Annotated in this window: 10 protein-coding genes; 7 read left to right on the forward strand and 3 right to left on the reverse strand. The window is 72.0% G+C overall.

Translation table 11 applies throughout. The annotated features are described in order from the left end of the window. Positions 1 to 2 precede the first annotated feature (2 nt). From DSY14_RS05315 to DSY14_RS05345, 7 genes are all read left to right on the forward strand, one after another. A complete protein-coding gene (locus tag DSY14_RS05315; RefSeq protein WP_211715322.1) occupies positions 3 to 974 on the forward strand; it encodes a fructosamine kinase family protein in 972 nt (323 codons plus the stop codon). 143 nt (positions 975 to 1,117) lie between these two features. Next, on the forward strand, positions 1,118 to 2,224 hold the full coding sequence (locus DSY14_RS05320; RefSeq protein ID WP_211715323.1) for a Gfo/Idh/MocA family oxidoreductase: 1,107 nt from the start codon (positions 1,118 to 1,120) through the stop codon (positions 2,222 to 2,224). A 316-nt stretch (positions 2,225 to 2,540) separates the two neighbouring features. Then, positions 2,541 to 3,899: a four-carbon acid sugar kinase family protein gene (locus DSY14_RS05325; protein ID WP_211715324.1), complete on the forward strand. Its 1,359-nt coding sequence runs from the start codon at positions 2,541 to 2,543 to the stop codon at positions 3,897 to 3,899. 436 nt (positions 3,900 to 4,335) lie between these two features. Next, a complete protein-coding gene (locus tag DSY14_RS05330) occupies positions 4,336 to 7,617 on the forward strand; it encodes a family 43 glycosylhydrolase (RefSeq protein WP_211715325.1) in 3,282 nt (1,093 codons plus the stop codon). 390 nt (positions 7,618 to 8,007) lie between these two features. Then, positions 8,008 to 8,805, forward strand: coding sequence for an ABC transporter ATP-binding protein (locus DSY14_RS05335; protein WP_211715326.1), 798 nt, complete (start codon positions 8,008 to 8,010; stop codon positions 8,803 to 8,805). Continuing rightward, positions 8,802 to 9,455, forward strand: a complete 654-nt coding sequence (locus DSY14_RS05340; protein ID WP_211715327.1) for a hypothetical protein — start codon at positions 8,802 to 8,804, stop codon at positions 9,453 to 9,455. The genes DSY14_RS05335 and DSY14_RS05340 overlap by 4 nt, the downstream gene beginning before the upstream one ends. Continuing rightward, on the forward strand, positions 9,434 to 11,065 hold the full coding sequence (locus DSY14_RS05345; RefSeq protein ID WP_211715328.1) for an FtsX-like permease family protein: 1,632 nt from the start codon (positions 9,434 to 9,436) through the stop codon (positions 11,063 to 11,065). Before DSY14_RS05340 ends, DSY14_RS05345 begins: the two co-directional genes overlap by 22 nt. An 88-nt stretch (positions 11,066 to 11,153) precedes the next feature. On the opposite strand, the gene DSY14_RS05350 is transcribed toward DSY14_RS05345, so the two are convergent. The 3 genes from DSY14_RS05350 to DSY14_RS05360 all read right to left on the reverse strand — a co-directional run bounded on the left by DSY14_RS05350 (position 11,154) and on the right by DSY14_RS05360 (position 13,986). Next, positions 11,154 to 12,038: an alpha/beta fold hydrolase gene (locus DSY14_RS05350; protein WP_211715329.1), complete on the reverse strand. Its 885-nt coding sequence runs from the start codon at positions 12,036 to 12,038 to the stop codon at positions 11,154 to 11,156. A gap of 79 nt (positions 12,039 to 12,117) precedes the next feature. Then, positions 12,118 to 12,447, reverse strand: coding sequence for a DUF4873 domain-containing protein (locus DSY14_RS05355; protein ID WP_211715330.1), 330 nt, complete (start codon positions 12,445 to 12,447; stop codon positions 12,118 to 12,120). Positions 12,448 to 12,462: 15 nt separating this feature from the next. Beyond that, entirely contained in the window at positions 12,463 to 13,986 is a 1,524-nt protein-coding gene (locus DSY14_RS05360; RefSeq protein ID WP_211715331.1) for an NAD(P)/FAD-dependent oxidoreductase, read from the reverse strand. Positions 13,987 to 13,990: the final 4 nt, after the last annotated feature.

Consider the following 13,990-nt stretch of genomic DNA (forward strand, 5'->3'; position numbering starts at 1 on the left):
AGGTGGAGGGCGAGCCGATCGCGCACGCGCGCGGAGCGGACGGACCCGGCCCCGGGGGGCACGGACCGGACGGACCGCGGGGACCCCACGGGCCGCGCCGCGATCCGCTGACCGGCACTCTGGCCGACCGGGTCTCCGCTCTGGTGGGTCGCGAGGTCCGCCGCGCGGCCAAGGCCGGGGTTAGCCACGACTGGACCCTGTCCTACGCCGAACTGGGCGATGGCACCCGCCTGTTCGTCAAGTCGCTGACCCGCGGATCGCCCGCCATGGGTGTGCTCGCCGCCGAGGCGCGCGGCCTGGAGTGGCTGGGGCGCTGTTTCGGTTCCCCGATGATCGCTCCGGTGGCCTGGGACGACCATCTCCTCGTGCTGCCGTGGGTGGCCGAGGACGATCCCTCGCCGGTCGCCGCCGAACGGCTCGGTCGACAACTCGCCGGCACGCACCTGACCGGCGCGGAGGCGTTCGGCGCGGACTGGCCCGGCTTCATCGGACCTCTTCCGATGGACAACACCCCGCACACCGACTGGCCCACCTTCTACGCCGAACAGCGGCTCCGTCCCTACCTGCGCGCCTCCGTGGACCAGGGGTCCCTCACCCCGGGCGACGCCCGCGAGGTGGAGCGGGTCATGGACGCGGTGGCCGAACTGGCGGGCGACCCGGAACCGCCCGCGCGGATCCACGGTGATCTGTGGAACGGCAACGTGCTCTGGCGGGACCGGGACGTGGTGCTCATCGATCCCGCCGCGCACGGAGGTCACCGGGAGGCGGACCTGGCCATGCTGGCCCTGTTCGGCCTGCCCCACCTGGACCGGGTGCGCGACGCCTACAACGAGGTGGCGCCGCTGTCGGCCGGCTGGCGCGCCCGGGTCGCCCTGCACCAACTGCACCCGCTGTTGGTGCACCTGTGTCTGTTCGGCGCCGCCTACCGCACCACCACGATGGAAGCCGCCCGCTCCGCTCTGCGCGGGGTCTGACCGGCCCTCGTCACCGTGTCCGGGCCGCCCATGCCCCGCACGGCGCGGGCGGGGGACCTCGTGAGCCACTCGCGTCGACCACCGGTGGGGGACCGGGCCCCGCCGGTCTCGGGACACCGGTCCGGGAAAAGTACATTGGTGCCATGGCCGACGCACCCACGAGCCCTGGTCAGGGCACCCCCGCACACGACGGACCCGAACTGCACGTCGCGCTCATCGGTTACGGCAAGGGCGGCGAGGTCTTCCACGCTCCCCTCATCGACGCGGTGCCCGGACTACGGTTGTCCGCCGTGGTCACCGGTGCGCCCGCCCGCGAGGCCGCCGTGCGCTCCCGCTATCCCGACGTCACCGTGTACCCCTCCGTCGAGGACCTGTGGGCCGACGCCGGGCGCTACGAGATCGCCGTGGTGAGCACACCCAACGAGACCCACGCGCCCCTGGCCCGCGCCGCCCTGGAGGCCGGTCTGGCGGTGGTCGTGGACAAGCCGTTCGCGCTCACCGCCAAGGAGGCGCGCGACCTCACCGATCGTGCCGCGGAGCTCGGTCAGGTGCTCACCGTCTACCAGAACCGCCGCTGGGACGCCGACTTCCTCACCCTGTGGGGGATCATCGAGGAGGGCGCGCTGGGACGGGTGCACCGTTTCGAGTCGCGTTTCGAACGGATGCGGCCCGAGGCCCGGGCGACCTGGCGGGACAGCGGGAGCGTGGAGGTCGGTGCCGGCGTTCTGTACGACCTGGGTCCCCACCTGATCGACCAGGCCGTCAACCTCTTCGGACCCGTCGCCTCGGTCCACGCCGAGGTGGACGCCCGGCGCGACGGGGTGCGCGCCGACGACGACGTCTTCCTCTCCCTGGAGCACGCGCGCGGCACGCGCTCCCATCTGTGGATGAGCGCCCTGAGCGCGCAGAACGGTCCGCGCTTTCGGGTACTGGGCGACCGGGCGGCCTACACCTCTCATGGCATGGACGGGCAGGAGGCACGTCTCGCCGCGGGGGAGAGCCCCACCGTGTCCGACTGGGGGGTGGTCCCCGAGTCCGAGTGGGGTCTGCTCGGCGTCGACGGCGACCTCCGGCCCGTCCCGAGCGAGCGAGGAGCGTACCCGGAGTTCTACGTCGGCGTGCGCGACGCGGTCGGCGAGGGAGAACCCCTGCCGGTGGACCCGCACGAGGTGATCCACGGGCTGGAGGTCATCGAGGCGGCCCGGCGCAGCGCCGCGACCCGCACCGTGGTGCGGCCCGCCGGGCACTGAGCCGGACCGCGCTCCGGTCGCCCGGGCCTTTCCACCGCCTTCCCGGGAGGTGCGGTGCGGGCACTCCCTCCCGGGTCCACGACGGGCCCGGGGGTCGGTGCCGGGTACGTGGCGGGGCGTGTCGCGTGCGAGGGGCCGGGTGTCCGTGTCGCCTTCGTGTCCGATCCGTCGGGCGACCGTGTCCGGGCCGCCGAGACCGCCGTCACCAGTGCCTTCGGCCGCCACGCCCCTGTGGACAACGCTCCTCGGACCCCCGCTTGGCCCTATGTTGGAGGGAGGATGATCCAGGCTTCACGCACCCCGAAGGAGACGCCCCGTGGCCCAGGTACTCGTGGTCGCCGACGACCTCACCGGTGCCAACGCCACCGGTGCGCGGTTCGCCCGCACCGGGATGCGGGTGGCCACGGTGACGCCCGAGCACGTCAGTCGGGTCGCCGGTGACTACGACGTGGTCGTGGCCAACCTGGACAGCAGGCACGTCCCCGCCGAACAGGCCGCCGACCTGGTCACCGACGTCATCGAGGCGGTGTGGCCGGTCGGGCTCGTGGTCAAGCGCACCGACACGACCCTGCGCGGCAACATCGGTGCCGAGGTGGAGGCCGCCTACGACGCGGTCCGTGAGCGCGTACCCGTCGGCACCCGGGTGCGGGTGTTGTTCGCGCCGGCCTTCCCCGGTTCGGGACGCGTCACCGAGAACGGGGTGCAGCTCATCGACGGGGTGCCGCTGGAACGCACCGACCTGGCCCTGGACCCCCTCTGTCCGATGGACACCAGTGTGGTCGCCGACATCCTGGGCGCCCAGACCGACCTGGCCGTCCGTCACGTACCGATCCGCCAGGTCACACCGGAGATGCTCACCGCCGAACTCCTGGCCGGCGACGAGCCGGTCGTGCTGTGCGACGCCGCCTCCGAACAGCACCTCACCGACATCGCCGAGGCCGCCGCCGCGGCGCACCACTCCGACGGGACCGTGTGGGTGGCCGTGGACCCCGGACCCACCGGCGCCCTCCTCGCCTATGCCCTGCGGCTGCGCGGTCAGGCCGGATCGCGCGGGCCCCTCCTGGCGGTGGCCGGCAGCACCACCGAGCTGACCCGTCGGCAGCTCGCCACCGTCGCCCGCACCGGAGCGGTCCGGTTCGTCGACGTCGACGCGGTCGAACTCGGCGACCCCGAGGGCGAGCACGCCGACCACATCGCCGAGGAACTCACCGGGCACCTGTCCTCCTCGGGCTTCCCCGAACTCTGCGTGCTGCGCGTGGTCACCCCGGCCGAACGCGTCCGCGCCCTTCCGGCGCAGGCGCGGGCCGAGCTGCCCGGACGTCTGGCCGGACTGGTCGCCGACGTCGTCAACGAGCTCGCCGACACCGTGGGCGCCCACGCCCTGCCCAGCGGCCTGTACCTGACCGGCGGCGATCTCGTCGCCAGCGTGCTGGACGAGTTGGACGTGCACGCCTTCGACGTGGGCGGCGAGGTGGTGCCCCTCGCGGTCCACGGCCACCTGAGCGGCGGTCCTCTCGACGGCACCCCGGTCATCGCCAAGGGCGGCATGGTCGGTGACGACATCACCCTGGTCGAGTGCCTGGCCAAACTCCGCCGTGCCGCCCAGGCCCGCCTGCACCAGGTGCACTCCGAGGTGTCCGAGCACGTGATCCCCTCCCTGACGCGCGACCCGTAGCCATCGGCCGGGCCACCGCCCCGGTGGTGGCCCGGGTGGCGCCGCCCTTTCACGGGTGCTCCGACGAGGCAGGTCCGCCGCCCGCCGCCGTGGCCGCCCCACCGGGGAGGGCGGCCGTCCTCCCCGTGTGCGACCACCGCCGCGCGAGCGCCGACGCGACACCGACATCCCGTGATGGGACGGCCATCGTCCCTCCTCACCGGGGTGCACACGCGGAGCCTCGCTGTGGACGCAGCCTCGCACCAGGTCTTTACAACGATGGAAAACTCGACTAGGAAGGGAGCTGTCGTCATCCGTCGTTCATCACTCGGAAACTCCCCCTGAACATCGGCGGGTGAGGCTCACGAGTCGCCCAGGGACGCGTGCCAGGGGTGTCGCGGAGCCGGTCTCGCCGCACGAGGCCGTGTTCCGGCGGCCCGGAAAGGTGCGAACCCCCATGAGACCTTCGGCGATCCTCATCGCCCTGTGCACCGTCATCGCCCTTCTGTCCACGTCCCCGGCGTCGGCGTCGCCGGCCGAGCCCGCACCGGCCGCCCCGACCTCCGGTGCGGCCGAGCCCCGGCCGGCCGACGTGCGCAACCCCATCTCGGACCCGTTCTCCGACACCTACGCCGACCCCGTCGTCATCCGCGGCAAGGACGGCTACTGGTACCTCTACGCCACGAGCGACCCGCTCACCGAGGCGCCGAGCGAGTTCGGTCTCATGCACGTGGCGCGGAGCGCCGACTTCGCGACCTGGGAGTACCTCGGCGAGATCTTCGACGACGACAACCGGCCGGAGTGGGCCCATGAGGACTCGATGTTCTGGGCCCCGGACATCCGGTACGTCGATGGACAGTACGTCCTGTACTACTCGATGACCCACACCGTCGCGGGCGGCGGGGCCATGGACTACGCCATCGGGGCGGCCACCGCGCCCACCCCGGCCGGACCGTGGACCGACACCGGAGAGGCGGTGGTCGAACCCCGCTCCGACGGTGAGGGCGGGTTCTTCAACTCGATCGACCCGGCCCTGTTCATCGACGACGACGGCACCCGCTACCTCTACTTCGGCGGCTACATCGGTGGTGTCTGGGTCACCGAACTGGACGAGGACGGGTTGCGCGCCGTCGGCGAGCCGACCCGCCTGACCGTCGCCGACCGCTACGAGGGAGCCTTCGTCGTCGAGCGCGACGGCTACTACTACCTGACCGTCTCCGCCGCCATGTGCTGCGACGGTCCGGGCACCGGGTACAGCGTCCACGCGGGCCGGTCGGACTCTCCCACCGGGCCCTTCGTGGACCACGAGGGCCATTCCCTGAACGAGTCGCGGGTCGGCGGCACCCAGGTCCTGGCCCAGAACGGGAACGGCATCATCGGGGTCGGTCACCACGCGTTCTTCACCGACACCACCGGCCAGGACTGGATCCTCTACCACGGCATCGAACGTGACGACCCGTGGCTGGACGAGCCCGGCGGGATCAACGAGCGGCCGACGTTCATCGACCGGCTCGACTGGATCGACGGTTGGCCGATCGTGAACGCCGGCGCGGGCCCGACCGAGGGCGAACTCACCGGTCCCACGGTCGGTTCGGCGCTCGGCATCGACATGGACGACCCCGCCGCGGGTGACGCGCTGCGCGTGGTGGAGGGCGACTGGACCTCCGTCGAGGAGGAGGAGAACGGCGCCGGTACCGTCGGCCTGCTCGCACCGGACACCTCCGGTGACGCACCGGCCCGCGTGGAGACCGTCCGCCCCGCGGCGGCCGAGTCCCGGGTCGAGTCGGACCTCAGGTTCCCCGACGGCACCGGGACGTTCCGGCTGGACCTGGCCGGGATGGGCGACCAAGGGATCGCGGTCGAGGTCGACGCCGACGCGCGCGAGCTGCGCGCCGAGGTCGCGGCGCCCTCGGGAGACCCGGTCACCGAGGTCGCGCCCCTGCCGGAGATCTTCGACCCGGAGGTCTTCACGGCCCTGGAGGTCGAGGTCAGGGACGGTCGGGTGTGGGCCTCGGTGGGGGAGAGCCGACTCGGTGACTCGCTGGCGCGCGTGGTGGTGGACACTCCGCGCTCCGTGGTCAAGCAGCGGCCGGTGGCCTGGGCGGCCGACGGCGCACCCGTGTCGATCGCCAACCCGAGTGTGGCCGCGGTCCACACCCCCGTCACCGAGGCGGTCGCCGAACCGCAGGCGGGCGGAACACTCTGGTCCGAGGAGTTCGACGGCGAGCTCGACGAGGGCTGGGAGTGGGTCCGCGGCACGGACGACATCACGGTGGAGGAGGACGGACTCACCTGGCCGCTCGATGACGGTGACGTCAGGGGCGGTGACAACGACGGCACGCTCCTGCTGCGCGACGCGCCCGAGGGCGAGTGGATGATGCAGACCCACCTCACCTTGGACCTCGGTGAGGACACCGTGCGCAACTACCAGCAGGCGGGCCTGATCGCCCACGTCGACGACGACGACTTCGCCCGGCTGGGAACCCTCGCCCTGCACCGGACGCGGTCGGCCGAGTTCAGCCGTGAGTTGACCACCGACGGTCGGCGCGACAGCGGATCCCACTGGGGCGGTCCCACCGCACCGGAGATGTGGCTGCGGCTCCACCACCGGGTGCACCCCGAGACGGGTGAGTCGCACTACCGCTCCGCGACCTCGATCGACGGCGAGAACTGGCGCTGGGGCGCGGTCTGGACCTTCCCGGCCGACGCCGAGCCGAGGATCGGCCTGTACGCGGGCGGGGGAGCGGAACCGGCGGTCGACGCGGTGTTCCACAGCGTCGAGATCCAATCCGTCGCCGGCACCGACCACGATGAGGAGAACCCCGTGGGATTCGCCAACCCGGTCTTCGAGGAGAACTTCCCCGATCCGTTCGTTCTGGAGTCGGGGGGAACGTTCTACGCCTACGCCACCAACGGTGAGCACGGCAACATGCCGGTGCTGACCTCCACCGACCTGGTCGACTGGGAGCTGTCCGGCGACGCGATGCCGGACGTGGCCGGTTGGTCGGAGGAGGGCAAGCACTGGGCGCCGGAGGTCATCGAGGCCGAACCGGGGCGCTTCCTGGCCTACTACACCGCCCGCGATCCCGAGCTGGATCTTCAGTGCCTGGGCGTGGCCGAGGCCACCGACCCGCTCGGCCCGTTCACGGACTCCGATGACGCGCCGTTGGTCTGCCAGACCGATGAGGGCGGGTCGATCGACGCCAGCCCGTTCGTGGACGTGGACGGTACGCCCTACCTGCTCTGGAAGAACGACGGCAACCACGTCGACGAGCGGAGCTGGATCTACGCCCAGGAACTGTCCCCGGACGGGCTGTCCCTCGTCGGGGAGGCGCACCGACTGGTCACCCACGACCAGGAATGGGAGGGCCATCTGGTCGAGGGCGCGAGCGTCTGGGTGCACGAGGGCCGCTACTACATGTTCTACTCCGCGAACGGCTACTACTCGGCGGAGTACGGGGTCGGCTACGCGGTGGCGGACAGCCTCCTCGGGCCGTGGACCAAGCCGTCCGAGGAACCGTTGATGTCCTCCAACGAGGTCGCCGGCGGCCCGGGGCACGGCATGGTCCTGGAGGTGAACGACCGCACCTGGTACGTGCACCACGCATGGCCCCCGGACGGTGTGGGCGACCACGACCGTGGACGGAGCATGTGGGTCACTCCGTTGCTCTGGGAGGGCGACGTGCCGGTGCTCGACGGTCCGTCCTCGTGGGTCGACCTGGACCCGACGGATCCGTGAGGCGGGTACGGAAGGTCTGAGACCGAGGGGTCCGTATCGGGCGACGGCCAGGCCGTCGCCCGATACGGACCCCGACCCGTGTCCCCTACGGGCACGCGACCGGTCACAGTGGACACCGGTCCGGGGCGACCGTGACCGCCCCCGTCGCTGTGACGTGCGTCGCATCTCCGTGGGGTCGGATGCGCCGAGCCCCCTCCGGTGATCGTTCCGCCTCCGTCGCCGTCACCGCCCCGCCACCCCGACGTGCCCCACCCCAGAGGTGCGTGTGAAGGAACTCAGGGCGTGACCAGGGCTCTCCCCGATGGGAGGCGTGCCCCATGGCGACCACGCTGGAACCGTCGATACCGAGAGAACGGGAGCACCCGAGACGGGTGAGCGGGGACGGGGACCATGCGGGAAACGCACACGGGGGACGACCGTCGGTCGACGGTCGTGCGGTTGAGGACGGTGGGCAAGGTCTACGGTCGGCGCGGCCACCGTGTCGCCGCGCTCGACGATGTCGACGTCGGCTTCGATCGCGGCACGTTCACGGCGGTGATGGGGCCCTCCGGATCGGGGAAGAGCACGTTGTTGCACTGTGCCGCCGGTCTCGACCGCGTGACCTCGGGATCGGTCCATCTCGACGGCGTCGACCTCGGCGGTCTCGGTGAGCGACGGTTGACCCTCATGCGTCGGGAACGGGTCGGATTCGTCTTCCAGGCGTTCAACCTGCTTCCCGCCCTGACCGCGACGCAGAACGTCCGGCTGCCCCTCGAACTGGCGGGCCGTCGTCCCTCCCACGGCCGAGTGGCCGAGATCCTGGAACAGGTCGGCCTCCGGGACCGGGGGCGGCACCGACCGGCCGAACTCTCCGGAGGCCAACAGCAACGCGTGGCGATCGCCCGGGCCCTGGTCACCGCACCGGCCGTCGTCTTCGCCGACGAACCCACGGGGGCCCTGGACTCCCGGTCGGCCCGCAGCGTGCTGGGACTGCTGCGCGAGACCGTGCGGAGCGCCGGACAGACGATCGTCATGGTGACCCACGACCCCGTGGCGGCCTCCTACGCCGACCGGGTCGTGTTCCTGGCCGACGGGCGACTCGCCGGCGAACTGCGCGCCCCCACGGCCGAGGCCGTCGCCGAGCGGATGACGCACCTGGGCGCCTGGGACGACGGTACGACCGCGCCGACCGCGGGGGAACGGCGATGATCCGGCTCGCCGCACGTACCCTGCGCCATCGCAAGGGCGGCTTCGTGGCGGCCTTCCTCACGATGTTCCTCGGCGCGACCATCGTCATGGCCTGCGGCGGGCTCCTGGAGACCGGTATCCGCGCGTCGGTGCCGCCGCAGCAGCTGTCCGGCGCCGACATCGTCGTCGCCGGCGACCATCGCCACGACGTCGCCGAGATGGGCTACACCGCGATCCTGACCGAGCGTGTGCGAGTGGACGCCGCACTGGTCGACGCGCTCGCCGCGCTGCCCGGTGTCCAGGAGTCCCGCGGTCACGTCTTCGACGCTCCGGCCCCGGAGGGCACCGTCGACGCCGTGGCCGTGGTGGCCGAGGAGGGCACCGACGTCGATCGGCTCCGTGCCCTCGTCGACGCCGAGTCAACCGAGACCGCCGTGACGCTCGTCGGCGACGACCGCGGCCTGGCCGAAGTGCCCGAGGCGGTGGCCGCAGGTGAGGGCCTGGTCGTCCTCGCCGGCCTCTTCGGTGCGTGGGCGATCATGATCGCGGTGTTCGGGGTGGCCTCGATGCTGGCGCTCTCGGTGCAGCAGCGCCATCGCGAGATGGCCCTGCTCCGGGCGGTCGGGGGACACCCGGGCAACTGCGCCTGTTGGTCCTCGGGGAGACGCTGATCCTGGCCGCCCTCGCCTCGGCGTCGGCGATCCTGCCCGGTCGATGGCTCGGTGAGTCGCTGCTGCGCGCCCTGGTCGACGCCGACATCATCGTCGACGGCCTCGCGTTCCACCTGGGCTGGATCCCGTCGCTCGTCGCGGTCGTCTCCGCTCTGTGCGCCGCGGTCGGCGGCGCCCTGGTCGCCGGCCATCGGGCGGCTCGAACCCGGCCCACCGAGGCGTTGGCCGACGCCGGTTCGCCAGAGAACCGACCGATCGGCCCGTGGCGGATCGTCCTCGGACTGGTCCTGCTGGCCGGTGGTGTCGCACTGCTCGTCGTCACGATGACCGCCATGAGCGGACGACTCGCCTCCACCACGGGGTCGCCGGGCGCGATCCTCATGGCCATCGCCCTGGCCGTGCTCAGCCCGGTGCTGACCCGCCCGCTCGCCGCGCTACTGACGCCGGTGGGCGCGCTGACGGGGCAGGCCGGGCGGCTGGCGGTGATCAACGTGCGGGCCGGGATCGACCGGACCGCCGCGGTGGCGATGCCGGTCGTCCTGCTCACCGGCATCGCCACCGGGTTGTTGTACATGCACCTCACCGGTAAGGCCGCCGTCCACCAGGAATTCGTCGGCGGACTGGCGGCGGACGCGGTGATCAGGGTCGAGGCCGGGGCCGACGCTCCCTTGCCGGAACAGGTCGCCGCGCTGCCCGGAGTGGACGCCGCCTCGGAGTACGTCGAGAGCACGGGGTTCGTCGAGAGGCCCGTCGACGATCCGGGGAACTGGGAGGGGGAGGATCGGTGGGCCGGCTGGGAGCTTCGGGGTGTCACGCCGGACGGCGTCGCGGCGGTCATGCCCGGACCCGTGGTCGAGGGCTCCATGGACGACCTTCGTGGGGCCGCCGTGGCCCTGGACGCCGACAACGCCGGTGAACTCGGAGTGGGACCGGGTGACCCGATGACGCTGCGGATGGGCGACAACGCCGTGCTCGACGTGGAGGTGGTCGCTCTGTTCACCGAGCCCCCCGGATCGGACGCCACGTTGTTGCTGCCCGCGGACGTGCTCGCCGGCCACACCACCGAGGGTCGGGTGACCGAGATCCGGGTGGTGGGGGAGGACGGGGTCGGTACGGAGCGGATGATGGCCGGCCTGGCGGGGATCGCCCCCGAAGGCGGGGGCACAGTGGTGGCCGACCGCGCGACGCTGGCGCAGGAGTACGGCCGGGTCCAGGGCACCGAGGCGTTCGCCATCTACACGATCGTCGCCATGATCGTCACCTATACCGCGATCTCGTTGGTCAACGTGCTGGCCTCCGGCACCAACGCGCGCCGTCGCGAGTTCGGCCTGCAACGTCTCACCGGCTCCACTCGGGGGCAGGTACTGCGGATGCTCGCCATCGAGGGTGTCCTCGTGGCGGTGATCGGCGTGTTCCTGGGCACCGTCGCCGCCGCCGCGACGCTGGTGTCCTTCAGTGTCGGCCGCACGGGCACGGTGGTCCCGACGGGGTCGCCGCTGGTCTACGTCGGCGTGGTGGGTGTGGCGCTCCTCGTGACGCTGCTCGCCACACTGGTGCCCGGTCGACGTGTGACCCGGCATCGGCCGGTCACGACCGTGGCGCACGGGTAGTCCGCTCCCACCACCGGGTGGGTGGGACCGGTGCGCGACCGGGGGTGGGGCGCCGGCCCCACCCCTCGTGCGTGCGTCGCGGTCGGGATCAGGCCCGGAGATGGGTGGCGGCGAGTTCGTCGATCGACTCCGCCAGGATGTCGGGGATCTCCAGGGGGCCCATGTGCCCCAGACCGGGAACCTCCCGCACCTCCTCGCAGTGCGGTACGAGCGAGCCGATGTGGTGGGCGTGCCACGCCGGGGTGAGTTTGTCCTCGGAGCCACCGAAGACGACGGTCGGGGCGGTGATCCGGCGGGCGGAGTCGGACAGTTCCAGGCGTGTGATCACCCGGCCCCACTCGCTGCGGGCGACGCCGCCGCAGCCGTGCACGAGCCGGGCGCACAGGCGTTTGGTGGCCCGGTCGGTCGCCTTCCCCATGACGAGGTACCGGAAGATCTCCGCGCTGGCGACGCTGGGAGGGCCCAGGGGCACCGGCGCGGTCAGGAAGAGCCGCGAGCCGAGCCTGCCCAGCGCCCCCGGCAGGGGGATGGCCGTGGCCCGGTTCGCCAGGTCGGTGCATCCGGTGTTGGTGAGCAGCACGGCGCCCGCCCGCTCCTGGAAGGTCGCTCGGGGAGCCGCCGCCATGATGGTCATCCCGCCCATACTGTGCCCCGCCATGACGGCCCGACCCCCGGAGGGGACGGTGGCCTCCAGGACGGCGCACAGGTCGTCGGCGAGTTTCTCGGCGCTGTAACCGGCGCGCGTGAGGGGTGTCTGGCTGCGACCGTGCCCGCGCTGGTCGTACAGCACCACGCGCAGTCCCGGATCGAGCCGTCGGACCACGCGTCCCCAGGAGGCGAGCGACGTCGACCAGCAGTGCGAGAGGACCACGGTCGGGCCGTCGTCCGGGCCGCGGACCTCGACGTGCAGCAGAGTGCCGTCGGCGGAACGGATCCGCGATTCCCGTGCGTCGCCCACGTGTCGTATCGCCATCGGATCACCTTTCGGGTGTGGGGGTGCAAGGATGCGGTCCCCCGGGCCGGCGCGTGGCCCGGGGGACGTCCGGTCCGCCTCAGTCATCCTCCAGGATGATCCGGGGGACGGCGAAGGGAGGCGTTCCCGCCCCGTTGACGGGGTGTCCGCCCCACAGGTTGGGGCCGTCGAGGGTGCCGGCGCCCGCATACCCGTCCGGGGTGCGCAGCACGACCTCGCGTGTCCCGTCCTCGTAGGCGCGGGTGACCTCGGGGTGCGCCGACAGGCGCCCGGTCCACCGGTAGTCGCCGGTCAGGGGGGAGAAGTGGCCGGCCAGGTGGGCGCCGACCTCCACACCCTCCGTGGCGTCCTCGGAGAGCAGCACCGTCACGGTGCCCCGGTACTCCTCTTCGTCGTCGAAGCCGCTCATGGTGTTCCTCCTCCGTCAGGCCGCGACGGCGTCGTCGCGGGCCGATCGTCGGGCCGAACGGATCCGTCGCAGGTCGTAGTTGTGCGGGTCGAACCAACGGGTGCGGAGCGCGAAGTTCCAGGTGAACGTGGGCCACAGGGTGGTGTTGCGGCCCTCCTCGTTGAGATACCAGCTCGCGCAACCGCCGGTCACCCACACCGTGCCCCGCATCGCCGCGTGCACCTTGGCGTTGTAGGCCCGCTGGGCCTCCGCACGCGGTTCGAGCCGGTCGATCCGGTTGCGGCAGACGAACTTGAGCGCCTGCATCGTGTACCGGATCTGGGCCTCGATCATGAACACCTGGGAGGTGTGGCCCAGACCGGTGTTGGGGCCGGCCAACACGAACAGGTTCGGGAACCCGCCGACCGTCGTGCCACGGAACGCCTGCACGTCGCCGCCCCAGTGCTCTCTGAGGGAGCGGCCCTCGGCGTCGAACAGGCGCTGCGCGATGGGCGGATCGCTCACGTGGAAACCGGTGCCGAGGATGATGGTGTCCACCTCGTGCTCGGTCTCGGTGCCGGACGCGTCCCGGGTGACGATGGAGTGCGGACGGATCTCCACGATGCCGTCGGTGACCACGTCCACGTTGGGGGAGGCCAACGCGGGGTAGTAGTCGTTGGACATCAGGATGCGCTTGCAACCCGGACGGAAGTTCGGCGTGAGTTTGCGGCGGAGCTCGGGGTCCTTGACGGACTGGGCGATGTTGGCGCGCCCCAGTCGCTCCACGACCCCCATCAGCCTGGGGTTCTTGGCGAAACCGAGGACGTAGCTCTCGCGTCCCCAGTAGATGCTCTTGCGGGCGACCTGCTGGGCGCCGGGGACGTTGCGAAAGAGCCAGCTCTCGGTCCTGGTGATGTCGCGGTCGTGCCGGAACATCACCCAGGGGGCGGTGCGCTGGAACAGTGTGAGGTGGTCGACCTCGGGTTGGATCCGGGGCACGAACTGGATCGCCGAGGCACCGGTGCCGATGACCGCGACCCTGCGGCCGGTCAGGTCGTGGTCGTGGTCCCATTCCGCGGAGTGGAACAGCCTGCCCTCGAAGGAGTCGATGCCCTTGATGTCGGGGTGGGCGGGGTCGGCGAGCGGGCCCGCGCCGCTGATGAGGAACTGGGCGGTGAGGTCGCCGCCGGAGGTCTCCAGACGCCATCGGTTCCGGTCGGGCTCCCACCGGGCCGCCCGGACCTCGCTGTCGCGGCGCAGGTGCGCGTCGACGCCGTGTTCGCCGGCCACGCGCTCGATGTACTCCCGGATCTCCGTCTGTGGGGAGAAGGTGCGGCTCCAGCGAGGGTTGAGCGCGAAGGAGAAGGAGTACAGGTGGGAGGGGACGTCGCAGGCGGCACCGGGGTAGGAGTTGTCCCGCCAGGCCCCGCCGATGCCGTCGGCCCGCTCCAGGACCACGAAGTCCCTGAGCCCGGCCTGCCTGAGGCGGACCGCCATGCCGATGCCGGCGAAACCGGTGCCGATGACCGCCACCCGGTAGTGCGGTACTGCTTCGGTCACGTCG

Origin of the sequence: Nocardiopsis sp. MG754419 (assembly GCF_018207095.1) — a bacterium.
Taxonomy (GTDB): Bacteria; Actinomycetota; Actinomycetes; order Streptosporangiales; family Streptosporangiaceae; genus Nocardiopsis.

Bases quoted from the DNA above. Each gene is read 5' to 3' on its own strand.
- DSY14_RS05340 (WP_211715327.1), top strand. From the start codon at position 8,802: ATGATCCGGCTCGCCGCACGTACCCTGCGCCATCGCAAGGGCGGCTTC.
- DSY14_RS05355 (WP_211715330.1), bottom strand. From the start codon at position 12,447: ATGAGCGGCTTCGACGACGAAGAGGAGTACCGGGGCACCGTGACGGTG.
- DSY14_RS05320 (WP_211715323.1), top strand. From the start codon at position 1,118: ATGGCCGACGCACCCACGAGCCCTGGTCAGGGCACCCCCGCACACGAC.
- DSY14_RS05330 (WP_211715325.1), top strand. From the start codon at position 4,336: ATGAGACCTTCGGCGATCCTCATCGCCCTGTGCACCGTCATCGCCCTT.
- DSY14_RS05335 (WP_211715326.1), top strand. From the start codon at position 8,008: ATGCGGGAAACGCACACGGGGGACGACCGTCGGTCGACGGTCGTGCGG.
- DSY14_RS05350 (WP_211715329.1), bottom strand. From the start codon at position 12,038: ATGGCGATACGACACGTGGGCGACGCACGGGAATCGCGGATCCGTTCC.